20 protein-coding genes and 1 tRNA gene are annotated in these 17168 nt (G+C 63.7%); 14 read left to right on the forward strand and 7 right to left on the reverse strand.

Annotation, left to right across the window (positions count from 1 at the left end):
• Positions 1-125: 125 nt before the first annotated feature.
• Positions 126-1610, reverse strand: a complete 1485-nt coding sequence (locus J2S96_RS16080) for a catalase (RefSeq protein WP_306865638.1) — start codon at positions 1608-1610, stop codon at positions 126-128.
• Complete coding sequence (locus J2S96_RS16085) at positions 1607-2098, reverse strand: Fur family transcriptional regulator (protein ID WP_306865640.1); 492 nt, start codon at positions 2096-2098, stop codon at positions 1607-1609. Before J2S96_RS16085 ends, J2S96_RS16080 begins: the two co-directional genes overlap by 4 nt.
• Positions 2099-2299: 201 nt before the next feature.
• Here J2S96_RS16085 and J2S96_RS16090 point away from each other — a divergent pair, with 201 nt between their 5' ends.
• Both J2S96_RS16090 and htpX read left to right on the forward strand, forming a co-directional pair.
• Positions 2300-3571, forward strand: coding sequence for an MFS transporter (locus tag J2S96_RS16090; protein ID WP_306865642.1), 1272 nt, complete (start codon positions 2300-2302; stop codon positions 3569-3571).
• 97 nt (positions 3572-3668) lie between these two features.
• Positions 3669-4538 (forward strand): zinc metalloprotease HtpX, encoded by an 870-nt coding sequence (gene htpX / locus J2S96_RS16095; protein ID WP_306865644.1) that lies wholly within the window; start codon positions 3669-3671, stop codon positions 4536-4538.
• A gap of 233 nt (positions 4539-4771) precedes the next feature.
• On the opposite strand, the gene J2S96_RS16100 is transcribed toward htpX, so the two are convergent.
• A complete protein-coding gene (locus J2S96_RS16100) occupies positions 4772-5263 on the reverse strand; it encodes a YajQ family cyclic di-GMP-binding protein (protein WP_306865646.1) in 492 nt (163 codons plus the stop codon).
• Positions 5264-5452: 189 nt separating this feature from the next.
• On the opposite strand from J2S96_RS16100, the gene J2S96_RS16105 reads away from it, so the two are divergent.
• On the forward strand, positions 5453-5686 hold the full coding sequence (locus J2S96_RS16105) for a hypothetical protein (protein WP_306865648.1): 234 nt from the start codon (positions 5453-5455) through the stop codon (positions 5684-5686).
• Between the two features lie 128 nt (positions 5687-5814).
• Positions 5815-5896 (forward strand) — tRNA-Tyr (locus J2S96_RS16110).
• 183 nt (positions 5897-6079) lie between these two features.
• On the opposite strand, the gene J2S96_RS16115 is transcribed toward J2S96_RS16110, so the two are convergent.
• Positions 6080-6304, reverse strand: coding sequence for a hypothetical protein (locus J2S96_RS16115; RefSeq protein WP_306865651.1), 225 nt, complete (start codon positions 6302-6304; stop codon positions 6080-6082).
• A 138-nt stretch (positions 6305-6442) separates the two neighbouring features.
• Here J2S96_RS16115 and J2S96_RS16120 point away from each other — a divergent pair, with 138 nt between their 5' ends.
• A complete protein-coding gene (locus J2S96_RS16120; RefSeq protein ID WP_306865653.1) occupies positions 6443-6988 on the forward strand; it encodes an acyl-CoA thioesterase in 546 nt (181 codons plus the stop codon).
• 111 nt (positions 6989-7099) lie between these two features.
• Positions 7100-7471 (forward strand): thioredoxin family protein, encoded by a 372-nt coding sequence (locus tag J2S96_RS16125; protein ID WP_306865655.1) that lies wholly within the window; start codon positions 7100-7102, stop codon positions 7469-7471.
• Here J2S96_RS16125 and J2S96_RS16130 read toward each other — a convergent pair.
• Complete coding sequence (locus J2S96_RS16130) at positions 7468-7746, reverse strand: putative quinol monooxygenase (protein WP_306865657.1); 279 nt, start codon at positions 7744-7746, stop codon at positions 7468-7470. The two genes, J2S96_RS16125 and J2S96_RS16130, sit on opposite strands and share 4 nt — an antisense overlap.
• A gap of 102 nt (positions 7747-7848) precedes the next feature.
• Here J2S96_RS16130 and J2S96_RS16135 point away from each other — a divergent pair, with 102 nt between their 5' ends.
• The 3 genes from J2S96_RS16135 (at position 7849) to J2S96_RS16145 (ending at position 10413) form a co-directional block, all read left to right on the forward strand.
• A complete protein-coding gene (locus tag J2S96_RS16135; protein WP_306865658.1) occupies positions 7849-9522 on the forward strand; it encodes an AMP-binding protein in 1674 nt (557 codons plus the stop codon).
• Between the two features lie 74 nt (positions 9523-9596).
• Complete coding sequence (locus J2S96_RS16140; protein ID WP_306865660.1) at positions 9597-9860, forward strand: hypothetical protein; 264 nt, start codon at positions 9597-9599, stop codon at positions 9858-9860.
• A gap of 19 nt (positions 9861-9879) precedes the next feature.
• Positions 9880-10413 (forward strand): hypothetical protein, encoded by a 534-nt coding sequence (locus J2S96_RS16145; RefSeq protein WP_306865662.1) that lies wholly within the window; start codon positions 9880-9882, stop codon positions 10411-10413.
• A 3-nt stretch (positions 10414-10416) separates the two neighbouring features.
• Here J2S96_RS16145 and J2S96_RS16150 read toward each other — a convergent pair whose 3' ends face one another.
• Entirely contained in the window at positions 10417-11409 is a 993-nt protein-coding gene (locus J2S96_RS16150; protein WP_306865664.1) for a DNA-3-methyladenine glycosylase family protein, read from the reverse strand.
• Between the two features lie 139 nt (positions 11410-11548).
• On the opposite strand from J2S96_RS16150, the gene J2S96_RS16155 reads away from it, so the two are divergent.
• A complete protein-coding gene (locus J2S96_RS16155; RefSeq protein WP_306865666.1) occupies positions 11549-11956 on the forward strand; it encodes a VOC family protein in 408 nt (135 codons plus the stop codon).
• Between the two features lie 13 nt (positions 11957-11969).
• Here J2S96_RS16155 and J2S96_RS16160 read toward each other — a convergent pair whose 3' ends face one another.
• The gene (locus tag J2S96_RS16160) at positions 11970-12398 is read right to left on the reverse strand and encodes a VOC family protein (RefSeq protein ID WP_306865668.1); all 429 of its coding nucleotides are present in this window, start codon (positions 12396-12398) and stop codon (positions 11970-11972) included.
• 134 nt (positions 12399-12532) lie between these two features.
• Here J2S96_RS16160 and J2S96_RS16165 point away from each other — a divergent pair, with 134 nt between their 5' ends.
• From J2S96_RS16165 to J2S96_RS16180, 4 genes are all read left to right on the forward strand, one after another.
• Positions 12533-13918, forward strand: coding sequence for a cystathionine beta-synthase (locus tag J2S96_RS16165; protein WP_306865670.1), 1386 nt, complete (start codon positions 12533-12535; stop codon positions 13916-13918).
• Positions 13919-13932: 14 nt separating this feature from the next.
• Positions 13933-15096, forward strand: a complete 1164-nt coding sequence (locus J2S96_RS16170; protein WP_306865672.1) for a cystathionine gamma-synthase — start codon at positions 13933-13935, stop codon at positions 15094-15096.
• Positions 15097-15265: 169 nt separating this feature from the next.
• Positions 15266-15793, forward strand: a complete 528-nt coding sequence (locus tag J2S96_RS16175; RefSeq protein ID WP_306865674.1) for a winged helix-turn-helix transcriptional regulator — start codon at positions 15266-15268, stop codon at positions 15791-15793.
• Positions 15790-17163, forward strand: coding sequence for an MFS transporter (locus J2S96_RS16180; protein ID WP_306865676.1), 1374 nt, complete (start codon positions 15790-15792; stop codon positions 17161-17163). Before J2S96_RS16175 ends, J2S96_RS16180 begins: the two co-directional genes overlap by 4 nt.
• Positions 17164-17168 lie beyond the last annotated feature (5 nt).

The raw sequence follows: 17168 nt of genomic DNA on the forward strand, positions 1-17168 counted from the left end.
ATGGGCAGCAGCGGATCTGGCTGACTCATTCCCCGGAACCAAAGCAGCCCCGCTGTGGAGAAATCCACAACGGGGCTGCTTTCGTGCAACGCGTTCAGCGAAGCCGGAGCCGAAGCCCGGCGATGCTACAGCTTGTTGGCCGCTTCCGCGTCGGAGCCGCCTTCGCCTGCACCGAGGTTGGCGCGCAGCTTGGCGCCAAGTTCGGCGTCGACGTTGGTCCAGTACTGGATGGCGCGTTCCTTGATGCCGGGGCTCTTCACGCCGCCCACAGCACCGGTGATGGTGTCCAGGAAGCGGGCCTTGGCGGCGTCGTCGTAAACCTCACGGTAGAGCGCGCCGGCCTGGACGAAGTCGCTGTCCTCGGCGTGCAGGGAGTGTGCGGAGAGCGTCAGCTCGCCGTCGTTCTCCCAGCCACCGGCCGGGTTCTGCGGCTCAACGGCAGCCGGACCGCCCACGGAGTTCGGTGCGTAGACCGGAACCGAAGGGGCGTTGAACAGGTAGCGTCCCGCGCCGTCCTGGCTGTAGTTGTTGACCTGGTTCTTCGGCTGGTTCACCGGGATCTGGGCGTGGTTGGTGCCCACGCGGTAGCGGTGTGCGTCAGCGTAGGAGAAGATGCGGGCCTGCAGCATCTTGTCCGGGGAGGCTGCGATGCCCGGAACGAAGTTCGACGGCGCGAAGGTGGCCTGCTCGATCTGCGCGAAGTAGTTATCCGGGTTCTTGTTGAGCTCCATGGTGCCCACGTGGATCAGCGGGTAGTCCGAGTGCGGCCAGACCTTGGTGAGGTCGAACGGGTTGAAGCGGTACGTCTTGGCGTCCTCGTAAGGCATGACCTGGACGTGCAGTTCCCAGGACGGGAAGTTGCCGGCGGCAATGTTCTCCTGGAGGTCGCGGATGTAGAAGTCCGCGTCCGAACCGGCCAGTTCCGCAGCCCGGTCAGCGGAGATCGACTTGACGCCCTGGTTGGACTTGAAGTGGTACTTGACCCAGAAGCGCTCGCCTTCGGCGTTGATCCACTGGTAGGTGTGCGAGCCGTAGCCCTGCATTTCACGCCAGGAAGCCGGCAGGCCACGGTCGCCCATGAGCCAGGTGACCTGGTGCGCGGACTCGGGGGAGAGGGTCCAGAAGTCCCACTGCATGTCGGCGTCGCGCAGGTGGGTGCCCGGGAGGCGCTTCTGGGAGTGGATGAAGTCCGGGAACTTGATGCCGTCGCGGATGAAGAACACCGGGGTGTTGTTGCCCACGAGGTCGTAGTTGCCCTCGGAAGTGTAGAACTTGACGGCGAAGCCGCGCGGGTCGCGCCACGTGTCGGGGGAGCCATTCTCGCCTGCAACGGAGGAGAAACGGATGAGCATGTCCGTCTCGACGCCGGGCTGGAACAGTGCTGCCTTGGTGTACTTGGAAACGTCAGAGGACGTCTTGAAGGTACCGAAAGCGCCGCCGCCCTTGGCGTGGACAACACGCTCCGGGACACGCTCGCGGTTGAACTGGGCGAGCTTTTCCACCAGGTAGTGGTCGGTCAGGATGATGGCGCCATCGGCACCGACGGACTGGGAATGCGCGTCCGAGGTGACAGGTGCGCCCGACTGGGTGGTCGAGATGTTCGCGGTCATCGTTCTCCTATTTCGTGGGTTACTTGCGTTTGAGTAGGAAGCTGTTGTTTGGCCTGGCAGTCCTGGCAGATGCCTTGGTACAGGACGTCTGCGATCTGGATGGTCATCGGTTTGGAGTTTTCGTTCCAGTGCGGGGTGAGGCAGGGGGCATGGCCAACGGCGCAGTCGACGTCCTCCACCCGGCCGCAACTAATGCAGACGGCGTGGTGGTGGTTGTCGCCCACCCGCGTCTCGTACAGCGCAGGAGAGTGCGGCGGCTCGAACCGTCGCAGCATCTGCAGGTCAGTGAGGTCGCTCAGCACCACATAAACAGACTGCGCTGTCAGTTCGGGAAGATCCTTGCGCGCGGCAGCCAGGATGCCTTCGGCGGGGGAATGTGGATTGTGCTGGACGGCAGCAAGAACGGCAAGACGCTGCTTGGTCACGCGGCGTCCGTGGGAATGCAGGGCGGAAGCCCACGCTTCCTGGTCTGCCATGTGATCTGCCATACGCCCATTGAAGCACTTATTATGAGTACTTCACAATAAGGTGAGGCTAACTTCGGATGAACCTCCGACGGCGCCCCCGGACTCGGGCGCACGACGGCGCCCCCGGACTCGGGCGCACGACGGCGGCCCGCACCTCAGCAGCGGACCCGCCGGGCCGCCGCGCTCCGGAAGCGCCGACGGCTTCGTGGGTAGGGTTGGACGGTGGCAAAACTCCTGGCTGACATGACCCCGCTTCGCGAAAGCCCCGCATTCCGCCGTCTGTGGCTGGGGTCTTCGGTGTCCATGGTCGGATCCCAGCTGACCCTGGTCGCCGTGAGCCTTGAGGTCTACAGCATCACCCAACAAAGCTTCTACGTGGGCCTCCTCAGCATCTTTGCCCTGGTTCCGTTGGTGATTGCGGGTTTGTTTGGCGGTGCCCTTTCGGATGCCTATGACCGGCGGAAAGTCGCCATCGTTGCGTCCCTCGTCCTGTGGGCCTGCAGCGTGGCTTTGGCACTCCAAGCCTGGTTCCAAGTGAACAATGTCTGGGTCCTTTTCCTCCTCGTCGCGATCCAAAGCGGGGCGCAAGGCATCAACGCACCGGCCCGCAGCGCCATCATCCCCTTGCTGGTCCGAAAGGAACTGCTGCCCGCGGCCAACGCGCTAAGCATGCTCAACATGGGGATTTCCATGACCGCAGGCCCCCTGCTGGCCGGCGTGTTGGTTGCTTCGAGCGGCTTTGGCTGGACCTACACGATCGACGCCCTGAGCTTCGCCTTCGCACTCTGGAGCCTCTTCAAGCTGCCGTCCCTTCCCGCGGCCGAGAATGCGTCGGCACCCGGCCTGCGCTCCGTCGTCGAGGGCTTCCGTTTCCTGGGCACCCGGCCCAACCTCCGGATGACTTTCATCATCGACCTCATCGCGATGATCTGCGCCCAGCCCCGCGCCCTCATGCCCGCAATCGGAGCCACGATGGTCGGGGGCGGCGACACTACCGTGGGTGTCCTGCTCGCCTCCGTGGCCGTCGGCGCCTTCCTGGCGGGACTTTTCTCCGGGCCCCTGGGGAGGGTGCGCCGGCAAGGCAGTGCGGTTGTCTGGTCCGTGGCCGGATGGGGCCTCTCGATCGCGGCATTTGGCCTGGTGGTGGTCCTGGCCGGGGACTCCGGACGAGGGGGCGTGACGCCATGGATCATTCCCGCGGCCGCATGTTGTGCGCTCGCCGGGATCTCGGACTCCGTCAGCGCCGTCTTCCGCACGACGATCCTGCAAGCTGCCACACCGGACCACATGCGGGGACGGTTGCAAGGCGTGTTCATCGTGGTGGTTTCCGGTGGTCCGCGCGTGGGGGACATGCTCGCCGGTGGCGTCACCAAAGTCCTCAGCGAAGGCTGGGTCCTTCTCCTCGGCGGCGTGCTGTGCGCAATACTGGCGTGGCTCGTGGCGCGCGCTCAACGCGGATTCCTCCGGTACGATTCACTCCACCCGGTGCCCTAGGCCGCCTCCGCATTCGCAACCCGAGGCCGGAACGTACCTGCCGCCGTCGGCGTTAATCGGAACAGAACCAAAATCCGGACTGCAAGAAGGTAGCGAAGTGCATAATCATCACAATGGACTGAAGACCACGGCGCTCTTCGGTGTGCTCTGGGCCGTGCTGCTGGGACTCGGTGCCCTGATCGCCGCGAGCACTCGCAGCGCGGGGCCTATCTGGATCATGGCGTTGATCGGCGTCGCGACAACCGCCTACGGGTACTGGAACAGCGACAAGATCGCCATCCGTTCCATGGCCGCCTACCCGGTCTCGGAAGCGGAGGCTCCCCAGCTTTACCAGATCGTCCGGGAACTTTCGGCGCGGGCGAACCAACCCATGCCGCGGATCTACATTTCTCCCACCATGAACCCCAATGCGTTTGCCACGGGACGCAATCCGAAGAACGCGGCCGTATGCTGCACGGAAGGCATCCTCCGCCTGCTCGACGCGCGCGAACTGCGCGGCGTCCTCGGCCACGAGCTCATGCACGTTTACAACCGCGACATCCTCACCTCCTCCATCGCGGCCGCCGTCGCCGGCGTCATTACTTCAGTGGGCCAGATGTTGCTGTTCTTCGGCGGCGGGGACCGGCGGAACGCCAATCCGTTTGCCATGATTGCCATGGCGCTTCTGGCCCCGTTTGCCGCGTCGCTGATCCAGCTCGCCATTTCGCGCACCAGGGAGTACGACGCCGACCAGGACGGTGCGGAGCTCACCGGCGATCCGCTGGCGCTCGCCTCAGCCCTGCGCAGGATCGAAGCGGGCGTGAAGCAAGCGCCGCTGCCACAGGACCAGCGCCTCGTGAACACCTCGCACCTGATGATTGCGAATCCGTTCCGCGGCGGCGCAATGAGCAAACTCTTCGCGACGCACCCGCCGATGAGGGACCGAATCGAACGGCTCGAGCGGATGGCCGGACGCCCGCTTTCCTAGCCGGCGGCCGTCCAGTCATCCCCTCATAATTCGGAGTTGCTTCGGAGTTGCTGTCACGCGCTGCAAGCTTTTGACCTCCGCAGATCGTTCCAGTTCCGGAATTCCGGGGTCTCGGCCGGACCACTAGCCCAAAAAATTGCGTGGCGTGACACGCCGCTGCATAAGAAACGACGACGGCGCGTTGCCCGCTCAGGGGGCAACGCGCCGTCGTCGTACTTCGGGCAGAACCGGCCTTAGCTGCGGAAGTTCACGAACTGGAGATCGGCCTCTTCGAACTTCTTCAGGATGTTCATGGTCTCCTGCAGGTCATCGCGGGACTTCGAGGTGACGCGGAGTTCGTCGCCTTGGATCTGGGACTTGACGGACTTCGGGGCTTCGTCACGGATGATCTTGTTGATCTTCTTCGCGATGTCCTGGGCGATGCCCTCCTTGATGGAGCATTCGAGGCGGAATTCCTTGCCGGAAGGGTAAGGCTCGCCCTGGTCGAGGGACTTCAGCGAGATGCCGCGCTTGATGAGCTTGGACTGGAATACGTCCAGAACAGCGAGAACGCGGTCCTCGGAGTTGGCCTTCATGAGGATCTTTTCGCCGCTGAAGTCGATCTCCGCGCCGACGCCCTTGAAGTCGTATCGCTGTGCGATTTCCTTCTGGGACTGGTGGAGCGCGTTGGCGACTTCCTGCTTGTCTACCTTGCTGACGACGTCGAACGTGGATTCGCCTGCCATGACTCTCCTTCGATTGGTGGTGCGTTGCGGCCCGGAAACGGGCGGCTTTGTCTGCCAACCAGCCTAATACGGAAGCGCCCGGCATGTGCTGAGCGTTCACAGTTCGCTCACAGCACACACAGGGCCGGAACTGAGACTGCCCCGACAGAGTTGAATCAGTTTGAAGAGCAAATCCTGAAAGGGAGCACCATGAGCAACCAAGCCGTCCGTTACGTCACCAAGTCCGCCGCCACCGCCGCAAGCGCGGTTGCAGCCGCAGCGCTCGCGGCTTCCGTGGTCTTGAGCCCGGTCCCGGAGGCGTCAGCTCGGATGGATGGTGTCCATGCGGACTTATTGCGGGCGGTGCAGCTCAACCAGATCACGCCGGAGCAGGCTGCCAGTTTCGAGGCCAAGTTGGCTGGCCGGATTCTTGGCGGCGCCTGAGATCCAGGCGATTTTGGGCCCTCAATGCCTCGATTCGATTCTTCGGCAGAAGTTCTGTAAGGTTGTCTTGCTCGCGCTTACCGGTTCGGAAACGAAACGATGAATGGGAGTGACTTCTTTTGAAGTTCGGCAGATTACCCGAGCGGCCAAAGGGGGCTGACTGTAAATCAGCTGGCAACGCCTACGGGGGTTCGAATCCCTCATCTGCCACAACATTGGATCCCCGGAACCTTATGGTTCCGGGGATTTTTTGTGTGTTCATTCAGGGCGGCCGTTCAGGGCGGCCGTTCGACGCGGAAAATTCTCTGCGCGGCGCCGCTGGACTCTCGACACCCGAATTCCGGTGTCGACAGGCCTTTATCGTGTCGCCAGCGAATTTCCGCGTCGCCAGCTTCAGCTCGCGCTGCCCGGCTCCAGCCAGTATCCGTCCATGTGGTGCACAAGTTGCCGGCCGAGGCCTCCGGCCAACTGGATCCAGAGTGTGCTGCGATCCTCTGTCATCCCGTCCAAGGTGCCCACGATCCTGTTACCGCGGGTGTCTTGCAACACCAGTTCCTGGTGGAGCGGAAGTTCCGGCCACACATCTGCGGGCGTCCTCATGGTTTGGGTGGTGCTCACGGAATCTCCTTGGTGCCATCTGTAATTATTTCCAGACATTCTTCCCATGGCATGTGAACCAGCGGTAAACGACATGCCATCTGACGACACACAAAACGAAGCTACCCCGAAATGTTACTGCGGAGTAACATGGCGGTTATGCATTTGCTTCTCCGAACCCTCTTGCTCTTGTTCACCTCGTCCAGGCGGAGCCGGCTCAGCGTTTGGGGTACGTCCTCGTTGCCCATGCGTGTGCTTCCTACGGACATCGACATTGCAATGCATGTCAATAACGGCATGTATTTCTCCCTGATGGACCTCGGACGTTTCGACCTCATGGTGCGTGCGGGAATCTGGCAGAAAATGCGTCGCCGGCGCTGGAGTCCGGTGGCTGCTGGGGAAACCATCGCGTTCCGGAAATCATTGCAGCTTTGGCAGCAGTACACCATCGAGTCAAAGATCATCGGGCTCGATTCCAAAGCGATCTACTTCGAACAGCGCATGGTTGTCGACGGCGAGATCTACGCCCGTGCGCACATTGCCACGCGGCTTGTCGCCAAGGGGCGGCCCGTAAGCCAGGAGGAAATCCTCGCCGAGTTCGGCGAGCCCCCGGCAGACCTCGAGCTTCCGGAATGGATTCACGAATGGCGCGAGAACAACGCGCTGCCTGGCGCGCGGAGAACCGCCCCGCACCTGTGGCACTAGGCGAAGGCACCGGGCGGCGCTGAGCCGGCCGACCGCCGTCGTGCTTTATTCCCGGTTTGCCGGGTAGCGAACAAGGGCGACTTCGAACGCGTCGTCGCGTACCGTGGAAGCATGGCTACAGTTGACATCACCGGCGAGCAATTCGCATCGACCATCGAGGGCAATGACATTGTCCTGGTGGATTTCTGGGCTGCGTGGTGCGGCCCTTGCCGGCAATTCGCCCCCACGTACCAGGCCGCCTCCGAGAAGCATGACGATGTCTTCTTCGCCAAGGTGGACACCGAGGCCGAGCAGCAGCTTGCCGCCGAAGCCGGTATCTCCTCGATCCCCACGCTCATGGCCTTCCGCGAAAAGGTCCTCGTGTTCTCGCAGCCCGGCGCGCTGAACGGACCCCAGCTGGAGCAGGTCATCGAGGCCGTCAAGGGGCTCGACATGAACGAGGTCCACGCGCACATCGCAAAGCAGCGCGCGGAAAACTCCTAGAGGCGCTCGAGCTTCACCGGCTCGGCCAGCAGCGCGCTGAGGGATTCGTTGAGGTCCTGGACGGCGATGCCCTTGGAGTGCACGTTGAGGTGTTCCTCGGAGGCCCACTGCTCGGTCAGGACCAGTTTGTCCTCGTTGGCTTCGGTGAGCTCGTAGCGGATGCAGCCGGGTTCGTTCACCACTTCGTCGATCGCGATTTCCAGCGCGAGCTTGACGCGGAAGAATTCGCCGTCGTTGGGAATGAACGTGGCCTGCAGGTCGATGGGTGCACTCATGGGAATCACCTTACCGGCTGCCCCGGGGAGGCCCTGAAATATTTTGTAGGACTTCCAAGCAAAAGCCTTCTCTTGGCCCCGCGGACTTGGTAGCGTGCGTTCATGCTTTCCTACACAGCCGGGGACACTGATGTCCCGCTGCTTGAAGAGACCATCGGCGCCAACTTTGAACGCGTCGCAGCGCGGTTTCCGCTGCGGGACGCGCTGATCGAAGCCGCCCTCGTGCCCGGTGCCGAGGCCCGGCGCTGGAGCTACGAAAAGCTGAACGACGACGTCGACCGGCTGGCACGCGCGCTGCTCGCCATGGGCGTGGCCAAGGGCGACCGTGTGGGCATCTGGAGCCCGAACTGCGCCGAATGGACGATCCTGCAATATGCCACGGCGAAGGCGGGCGCGATCCTGGTCAACGTCAACCCGGCGTACCGCAGCCACGAACTCGAGTTCGTGGTCCGCCAGAACGGCATGCGGATGCTGGTGGCCGCTCCATCGGACAGGAACAGCGACTACGTGGGCATGGCCCGGGAGGCCTTGGCTGATTGTCCTGAGCTTCGGGAGCTGGTGTTCCTTCCCGATCTGGGCCTGGAAATGCTCAACGCAGGGGAGCCGCAAACTGACGCCGAGCTGACGTACGCCGAGCTGCTCAAGCGGGCGGACGACGTCGGACCCTCAGCCCTCAAGGACCGCATGGCCGAACTGGACCCACACGATCCCATCAATCTGCAATACACCTCGGGCACCACAGGCTTCCCCAAGGGTGCCACGCTGACCCATCACAACATCCTCAACAACGGCAACCAGATCGGCAGGCTGCTGGGATACACGGAACACGACCGGGTGGTCCTTCCGGTGCCGTTCTACCACTGTTTTGGCATGGTCATCGGGAACCTGAACGCCCTGAGCTTCGGGGCAGCCACCATCATTCCCGGCCGCGGATTCACCCCGGCGGCCACCCTGGAAGCTGTGCAGGATTTTGGCGGGACCTCACTCTATGGGGTGCCCACCATGTTCATCGCCGAGTTGGCTTTGCCGGATTTCGCCTCCTACGACCTCTCCACCCTGCGCACCGGAGTCATGGCCGGCTCCTTGTGCCCCATCGAGGTCATGGAGCGCGTCATCGCTGAAATGAACATGCGGGACGTGGCCATTTGCTACGGCATGACCGAGACCTCCCCGGTGTCCACCATGACCCTTGCAGCCGACACGCTGGAGCAGCGGACCACCACGGTGGGGCGGACCATGCCGCGGCTCGAGTCGAAGATCGTGGACCCCGGCACCGGCGAAACATTGGAACGGGGAGAGATCGGCGAGCTATGCACGCGGGGCTACGCCGTGATGGACGGGTATTGGGGCCAGCCGGAGAAGACTGCCGAGGCCATCGACGGCGAGGGCTGGATGCACACCGGCGACCTTGCCCGGATGGATCCGGACGGCTTCATCGTGATCGAAGGCCGCATGAAGGACATGGTGATTCGCGGAGGGGAGAACGTCTATCCCCGCGAAATCGAGGAGTTCCTCTACCGGCATCCCGCCATCCAGGACGTCCAGGTCATCGGTGTTCCTGATGCCAAATACGGGGAAGAGCTGATGGCCTGCATCATCCTCAAACCGGGAGCAGCCCTGGATTTGTACGGAGTGCAGGAGTTCTGCCGCGGCAAACTGGCCCACTACAAGATCCCTCGCTACGTCGACATCAGGGAGAGCTTCCCCATGACGGTGTCGGGCAAAGTGCGCAAGATCGACATGCGGGAAGAAGCGATCGCCCGGCTGGGCCTTTAACCCCGTTGCCGTGGTTGGAAATCTCCCTGTGGATAACTCCTTGAGGCCCTCCATTTGCGGACAAACTGGATTCCATGGTCCGCATCGTGCCGCTGCCGGAGGAACTCAATGACCGTCCTTTCACGGTCTATCAATCCCGGGTGCTTTGCGTCCCTCTGAAGCGGCTCCGGGCCAGGGACGTGTCCGACGGCGGCCGGCTCATCCACTTGCCTGCGGGCCGTGAATTTGAGTTTGCCGAACGGGCGCGGATCCTCGCCGCGGCAACCCCCGGTGCCTGGGTGTCCCATGAGGGCGCCGCGGTACTGACCAGGCTCGGCCTTCCTCCCGGGCGAAGTTAACGAAATAGACGGAATTCCAGTGTCCTCCCCGTCGCGGACGTGGCTTGACTTGGCGCATCAATTGCCGCTGCGGTACCTGGTTGCCATGGGTGATCAGTTGATCCGCATGCCTCGGACGGTCTTTGAAGGAAGGAACGGGCCCTACGCCACCAGGGAGGGGTTGCGGCTCCTGATCCGGCAGCATCCGAACATGAAAGGCGTCGAGAAGGCCCGGCTCGCCCTCGAAGACATGCGGGTCGGAGCAGATTCTTTTCCCGAGACATTCTTGCGGCTCGCAATGTTGGATGCGCGGTTGCCTGAACCGGAATTGCAGCTCCGCCTCGACCCGGACGATCCGTGGTCGCCGTCCGCGGACCTGGGGTACCGGCGGTTCCGGATCGCCGTGCAGTACGACGGCGCACCGCATCTCACGCGGGAACAGCAGACACGGGACAACCGGAGGGACGAAGCTTTCACGAGTGCGGGCTGGTCCTACTTCAAGGTCAACGCCGATGACCTGGCCGGAGGATTCGCCGGCCTCATCGTCCGGATCAAGCGGTCCCGGCGTTGCTAGGAGTCAGTGGCGACGGTGGTCCTGGATGGTCATCCGCGGTCCAAACGTGGGTTTTCGGAAGCCGCTCAGCCCGAGCATCCGGACTACCCGTTGCCGGTGCCCGCGCCAAGGTTCCAGGAGGGCGATCATTCCAGCGTCGTCCGTTTTCCTGCCCGTGAGCGCGTAACCGACGTACGAGGCCAAATGGTAGTCGCCCACCGCAATCGAGTCCGGGCAGCCATGGGTCCGTTGGACAACCTCGGCAGCCGTCCAGACCCCTATGCCCGGAATGGTCTGCATCTTGGCCCCGGCTTCCGCCGCGCTGAGTGAGGCAAGCCGTTCAAGCGCGACGGCGGATCGCAACGCCCGCATGACGGTCGCCGAACGCTGGGGACCCACGCCGGCCTTGTGCCATTCCCATGAAGGAATGGCCAACCACTGGGCGGCGACCGGCGGGACGAGCAGGCCCGGCGGAAAGCCCGACGTCGAAGCGCGGCCGGCGCCCGGGGCTGCGGTGCCGTAGCGGTACATCAAGTAGCGGTAGCCCCGGCGGGCTTCGATAGTGGTGACCTTTTGCTCAAGGATCGTGGGCACGAGGGAGTCCACCACGCGACCGGTGGTAGGCAAGCGGATGGCGAGGTTCCGGCGTCGGGCTTCCCTGACCATCCTCGGAAGGGTGGCGTGAAACGCAGCTTCGTCAAAGCCGGACCAGTCGTCCCCGCTCCCTAACAGCGCAGGCACGGAACGGACGGCGGAGCCCGCGCCGGGACCCCAAGCCTGGGCATCGACGTGCGTCTCGGCGCCGAGGCCAGCGGCCGTGAGCCGCAACGTGACCGGGCCATCCGGCGTCGTGAAAGCCATCCACACGCCGTCTTTATGTGCCGCGAAGGACGGATCACCGTTGCCGCGCATGAGGATCCCGAGCGTCCGGAGGAGATCGAAAGGAACACCGGGGTGCCATCGAACCGATGCGTCCGCTGCTGCCGCGGCGGCGGGTGGGGCATCGACGATGGTCATTCATTCATGGTCGCATGCTTGTCCGACAACACTGGAAAAGAGGTGCGCTCAAGGCCCTTACGCCCCTAAACCCACACGACTAGACTCCAGCTGTGGCGCGGGGCGTCTGCGCCTTCTAGGACAATCTCAGGAGAACGCAATGGCCGGTGTAGTGCATTTTGAAATCCCCGCTGACGACAAGGAGCGGGCCAACAGTTTCTACACGGGTGCCTTCGGCTGGACGCTCAACCCCATGCAGGAGATGGACTACACCATCGCCATCACCACGCCTTCGGACCCGCAGACGGGCATGCCGAGCGCGCCCGGGGCGATTAACGGTGCGCTGTTCCCCCGCTCGGAAGAGTTGAAGACGCCCGTCCTCACGGTTGACGTAGAAGACATCGAGGCTGCGCTTGGCCAGATCGAGAATGCGGGCGGTTCGGTGGTCAAAGGCAAGGACGCTGTTCCGGGCATGGGGTACTACGCGTATTTCAAGGACACCGAAGGCAACATACTGGGCCTCTGGCAGACCGACTCCTCGGCCGGGAGCACTTCAGCGGCCGAGTGAGCCGGCCCCGGAACTACTCCCCGAACCGTCCGCGGGCCTCCGCCGGTATCAACGGTTTCTCGGCCCGGACCTTGAGTTCCTGGACCGCCCAGGTGTTGCCGTCCGGATCGCTGAAGCCGAAGAACGTACCGCCGTCGCGCTCGTCGAAGACGGCGATTTCGCTGGCTTCGACCCCGCGGCCGAGCAATTCATCGCGGGCAGCGCGCGCATCCGCCACCACAAGTTGGAGGCCCCGCATGGAACCGGGCGCCATCTCGCTTTGCGCCGGCAGGTCGCCGACGACGATCGAACATCCGGAGCCCGGGGGAGTCAGCTGGGCCACGTGCATGTGCTCGTTGGTGGTGTTGTGGTCAAGGTTGAAGCCGACTTTGTCACGGTAGAACTCGATGGCACGGTCAATGTCACTCACAGGGAGCACAACCACTTCGAGGGTCCAATCCATGGTGCATGTCCTTTCCTTGGTGGCGTCCCCGCTAGCTTGCCCCGGGAGGGGGTCCTTTGGCTAGGAGCGAAGCGGACGTGCCCCGGGCCGTCCCTGCACCAAAGCAGTCCCGACCAAGCGGTAACTTGGTACCTATGAAGTACGCCCAGTCCGTCCTGGACCTCATTGGCAATACACCGCTCATCAAGCTCAACCACGTGACCGGGGACATCAAAGCCACCATCCTGGTGAAGCTCGAATATGTGAACCCCGGTGGCTCCATCAAGGACCGCATCGCGGTGAAGATGATCGAGGAAGCCGAACGGAACGGAAAGCTCAAGCCGGGCGGAACCATCGTGGAACCTACCTCGGGCAACACCGGCGTCGGACTTGCCCTGGTGGCCCAGCAAAAAGGCTACCGCTGCGTCTTCGTCGTTCCGGACAAGGTGGGCGAGGACAAGCGTGCCGTGCTTCAGGCGTACGGCGCCGAAGTTGTGGTCACTCCCACCTCCGTGGCCCCGGACAGCCCGCAAAGCTACTACAGCGTCTCCGACCGCCTCGTGTCCGAGACCCCCGGAGCCTACAAGCCCGACCAGTTCTCCAACCCCGCCGCTCCCGGAAGCCATTACGAAACCACGGGGCCCGAGATCTGGCGCGATACCGACGGGAAGATCACCCACGTTGTGATCGGCGCGGGCACCGGCGGCACGATCACCGGCACGGGCAGGTACCTCAAGGATGTCTCGGCTGACCGGCCGGATTCCGACGGCGGACGGGTCAAGGTCATCGGCGCTGATCCGGAAGGCTCGGTCTACTCGGGCGGCACCGGGCGGCCGTACTTCGTGGAAGGCGTCGGCGAGGACATGTGGCCGGCCAACTACGACAAGACCGTTCCGGACGATGTCATTGCCGTGAGCGACGCGGATTCCTTCGAGATGACCCGGCGCCTGGCCCGCGAGGAGGGCCTCTTGGTGGGTGGCTCCTCCGGCATGGCAGTGGTCGCCGCACTGCAGGTGGCCAAGGACCTTGGCGAGGAAGCCGTCGTCGTCGTGATCCTGCCGGACTCCGGCCGCGGCTACCTGGCGAAGATTTTCAACGACAAGTGGATGCGCTCCTACGGCTTCCTCTCCGGCGGCGAGGAGGCCTCCGTTGGGGAGGTCTTGAAGTCGAAGACCGGCGAGATGCCGGACCTCGTCCACATCCATCCCAACGAAACCGTCCGCGATGTCATCAACATCATGAACGAGTTCGGGGTCTCGCACATCCCGGTTCTCTCGCAGGAACCGCCGGTGGTCATGGGCGAGGTCCTCGGTGCCGTCGACGAGCGGACACTGACCAGCAAGCTGTTCCGCGGCGAGGCGAAATTGACCGACAAGATCTCCGAGCACATGGGGGAGCGCCTGCCGGTCATCGGCTCCCTCGAAACGATCTCCGCCGCGCGCGAGCTGCTCTCCGACGTCGACACCGTCATGGTGACGTTCGTCGGAGCACCCGTGGGCATCCTGACCCGCCACGACCTTCTCGCCTACCTGAGCAACTGACACTAGGAGTTCACATGTCTGCAATCGAAGCAGGATTCAACACGCGTGCCGTCCACGCCGGCCAGGCCTTCGAACCGCGTACGGGCGCAGTGGTTCCGCCGCTGCACTTCAGCTCGACGTATGCCCAGGACGGCATAGGCGGTTTGCGTGACGGCTACGAATACGGCCGGGGCGGCAACCCTACCCGCGATGCGCTGCAGGAGCAGCTTGCCGCGCTCGAGGGAGGCTCCCACGCCTACAGCTTCAGCTCGGGCCTCGCCGCGGAGGACTCGCTGATCCGGGCAGTAGCCCGGCCCGGCGACCACATCGTTCTCGGCAACGATGCCTATGGCGGAACCTACCGGCTCATCAACCGGGTGCTTGGCGAGTGGGGCATCGGCAACACACCAGTGGACATGTCCAACCTTGACGCCGTTGCTGCCGCCGTCGCGGCGAACAAAACCCGCATCGTCTGGGTGGAAACGCCTTCCAACCCGATGATGAAGATCACCGATATCGAAGCGCTCGCCAAAGTAGCGCACGACGCCGGTGCCCTCCTGGTGGTCGACAACACCTTTGCTTCGCCCTACTTGCAGACCCCGCTCGCCTTGGGTGCCGACGTCGTGGTCCACTCGACCACCAAGTACATCGGCGGGCATTCGGATGTGGTGGGCGGCGCGATCGTGGTCAAGGACGCCGAACTGGCCGAGAAGATCGGCTTCGTGCAGTTCGCCGTTGGCGCCGTGTCCGGACCCATGGATGCGTTCCTGACGACCCGAGGCCTCAAGACGCTCGGTGTGCGCATGGACCGCCACAGCGAGAACGCGCAGGCTGTGGCCGAGTGGCTGCTCGAGCGTCCCGAAGTCGAAGCCGTCCTCTATCCGGGACTGCCATCCCACCCGGGCCACGAGCTCGCGGCCAAGCAGATGAAGAAGTTCGGCGGCATGATTTCCGTGCAGTTCAAAGGCGGCGAAGCCGCGGCCCGCAAGGTGGCCGAGTCCACTCAGGTGTTCACGCTCGCTGAGTCCTTGGGGGGAATCGAGTCCCTCATGAACTACCCCTCGGAGATGACACACGCTTCGGTCAAGGGAACGGAGCTGGCCGTACCGGTCAACCTGATCCGGCTTTCCTGCGGCATCGAGGAAGTTGAAGACCTGATCGCCGACCTCGAGCAGGCGATCGGCAACATCACGGACTAACGTCCGCGCCTTCCTGACCTTCTTTGAAGAGCAACATGGCCGCGACACGCCGCAAACCCGGCGAGTCGCGGCCTGCTCTGTCTTCAAAAGAGGTCAGGACGGCGCGCCCTGGGGAGCGCCGGACGCAAAAGGTCTAGCTTTCTTTAGAAAAGCCAGCTAATCTCGAGCCATGCCTTTACGATCCGATTGGTCCGAGCGTTCGTGCAGCCTGGCGCGTGGGCTCGATATCCTCGGAGATCCATGGGGAAGCTTGGTGCTTCGGGAGGTCTTCTTCGGCAACGGCCGCTTCGATGCGATCAAGTCACGCCTGCACATCGCAGACAACGTCCTCAGCAAAAGGCTGGGTTGGCTGGTCGACTCCGGCCTCCTTGCCCAGCGGCCCTACTTCGACGGCGCCCGCACCCGCCAAGAGTACGTCCTCACCCCCAAAGGCGAAGACGCCTTGCCTGTCTTGAACGCGATCATCCTGTGGTCCGAGAAGCATCTCGATGCGCCAGCGGACAACGCCCATATGCGTGTGATCCACAACGATTGCGGACTTCCCACGGCTTCGGCTGATACATGCTCCCACTGCGGGGCCCGGCTGACGGCGGCCAACACCAGCTGGCACAGCCTCACGCGATCGGAACACCCGTTGGCCTTGGCCACTGCTCCCGCCAGCCGTGACCTCCCGAACGAATCGGAGCCCTCCGAATGACCGCACCCGACCCCACCAAGCTTTCCGCCGGCAGATCAACCGCCAAGGCCCCTCGGAAGCGGCGTCTTCACCCCGCCTGGATGGTGGCGGCCGTAGCGTTCCTGGCGCTTGTGGGCGCAGCCGGATTCCGGGCGGCGCCCGGCGTGCTGATGGTGCCGCTGCAACAGGAATTCGGCTGGTCCACAACGGTCCTGTCGCTGGCCGTCAGCATCAACCTGGTGCTGTTCGGTCTCACGGCGCCCTTCGCCGCGGCGCTTATGGAACGCTTCGGCATCCGCACCGTCACGGCGATTGCGCTCTGCCTGATCGGCCTCGGCTCCGCACTGACCGTGTTCGTGAACGAGTCCTGGCAAATCCTGTTGACCTGGGGTGTGCTGATCGGACTCGGCACCGGCTCCATGGCCCTGGTTTTCGCGGCCACCATCGCCAACACGTGGTTCTCCAAGAGCCGAGGACTGGTGATCGGCATCCTGACGGCGGGCAGCGCTGCCGGGCAGCTTGTGTTCCTGCCGTTCATCGCGGTTCTTGCGCAGAGCCCCGGCTGGCGCGGCGCCTCGCTGCCTATCGCAGCCGGAGCGCTTGCCGTGGTGCCGCTCGTGCTGCGTTGGCTCAAGAACTCACCCGCCGACGTCGGGGTCCAGCCCTACGGCGCTGAGGAATACAGTGCTGAGGAACGCCGTGCCGAGGAAGTGCGGCCGACGACGGCGGAAGTCGCCAATACGCCCAACGCCGCCGTGCGTGCACTGCAGGTCCTCAAACGCGCCAGCAGAGTGCGCACCTTCTGGGCATTGGTTGCCGGTTTCGCGATCTGCGGCGCCACCACCAATGGCCTGATCGGTACCCACTTCATTCCGTCTGCGCACGATCACGGAATGCCGGAAACCACCGCGGCAGGCTTGCTGGCCGTCGTCGGCATCTTCGACATCGTGGGCACTATCGCTTCGGGTTGGCTGACGGACCGCTTCAATCCCAAGGTGCTCCTGGCGGTGTACTACCAGTTCCGCGGGATCGGGCTGCTGGTGTTGCCCGTGCTGCTGAGCTCGACCGTTGAACCCAGCATGATCCTGTTCGTGGTGGTCTACGGCCTGGACTGGGTGGCCACCGTGCCCCCGACGGCAGCAATCTGCCGCAAGGTATTCGGGTCCGACGGCTCAGTGGTCTTCGGCTGGGTATTCGCCGCCCATCAGCTCGGAGCCGCGGCTGCCGCGTTCCTCGCGGGCTACATCCGCGACGCTACGGGCCACTACACCTATGCATGGATCGGCGCGGCCGCGATGTGCACGGTTGCCGCAGTCATCAGCGCCACCATCCGCCAGGACAGCAGGAAGAAGGACGCGGGGAAGAAGGACCCCGTTCCGGTCACACCCTGATCCCC

The organism is Arthrobacter bambusae, from assembly GCF_030812595.1.
Classification (GTDB): Bacteria; Actinomycetota; Actinomycetes; order Actinomycetales; family Micrococcaceae; genus Arthrobacter; species Arthrobacter bambusae_B.

What these genes read in the sequence shown, in the direction of transcription:
- J2S96_RS16170 (WP_306865672.1), top strand. Translation starts at nt 13,933, where the DNA reads ATGTCTGCAATCGAAGCAGGATTCAACACGCGTGCCGTCCACGCCGGC.
- J2S96_RS16120 (WP_306865653.1), top strand. Translation starts at nt 6,443, where the DNA reads ATGCATTTGCTTCTCCGAACCCTCTTGCTCTTGTTCACCTCGTCCAGG.
- J2S96_RS16080 (WP_306865638.1), bottom strand. Translation starts at nt 1,610, where the DNA reads ATGACCGCGAACATCTCGACCACCCAGTCGGGCGCACCTGTCACCTCG.
- J2S96_RS16140 (WP_306865660.1), top strand. Translation starts at nt 9,597, where the DNA reads ATGGTCCGCATCGTGCCGCTGCCGGAGGAACTCAATGACCGTCCTTTC.
- J2S96_RS16150 (WP_306865664.1), bottom strand. Translation starts at nt 11,409, where the DNA reads ATGACCATCGTCGATGCCCCACCCGCCGCCGCGGCAGCAGCGGACGCA.
- J2S96_RS16155 (WP_306865666.1), top strand. Translation starts at nt 11,549, where the DNA reads ATGGCCGGTGTAGTGCATTTTGAAATCCCCGCTGACGACAAGGAGCGG.
- J2S96_RS16125 (WP_306865655.1), top strand. Translation starts at nt 7,100, where the DNA reads ATGGCTACAGTTGACATCACCGGCGAGCAATTCGCATCGACCATCGAG.
- J2S96_RS16085 (WP_306865640.1), bottom strand. Translation starts at nt 2,098, where the DNA reads ATGGCAGATCACATGGCAGACCAGGAAGCGTGGGCTTCCGCCCTGCAT.
- J2S96_RS16165 (WP_306865670.1), top strand. Translation starts at nt 12,533, where the DNA reads ATGAAGTACGCCCAGTCCGTCCTGGACCTCATTGGCAATACACCGCTC.
- J2S96_RS16135 (WP_306865658.1), top strand. Translation starts at nt 7,849, where the DNA reads ATGCTTTCCTACACAGCCGGGGACACTGATGTCCCGCTGCTTGAAGAG.
- J2S96_RS16180 (WP_306865676.1), top strand. Translation starts at nt 15,790, where the DNA reads ATGACCGCACCCGACCCCACCAAGCTTTCCGCCGGCAGATCAACCGCC.
- J2S96_RS16100 (WP_306865646.1), bottom strand. Translation starts at nt 5,263, where the DNA reads ATGGCAGGCGAATCCACGTTCGACGTCGTCAGCAAGGTAGACAAGCAG.
- J2S96_RS16160 (WP_306865668.1), bottom strand. Translation starts at nt 12,398, where the DNA reads ATGGATTGGACCCTCGAAGTGGTTGTGCTCCCTGTGAGTGACATTGAC.
- J2S96_RS16130 (WP_306865657.1), bottom strand. Translation starts at nt 7,746, where the DNA reads ATGAGTGCACCCATCGACCTGCAGGCCACGTTCATTCCCAACGACGGC.
- J2S96_RS16105 (WP_306865648.1), top strand. Translation starts at nt 5,453, where the DNA reads ATGAGCAACCAAGCCGTCCGTTACGTCACCAAGTCCGCCGCCACCGCC.
- J2S96_RS16175 (WP_306865674.1), top strand. Translation starts at nt 15,266, where the DNA reads ATGCCTTTACGATCCGATTGGTCCGAGCGTTCGTGCAGCCTGGCGCGT.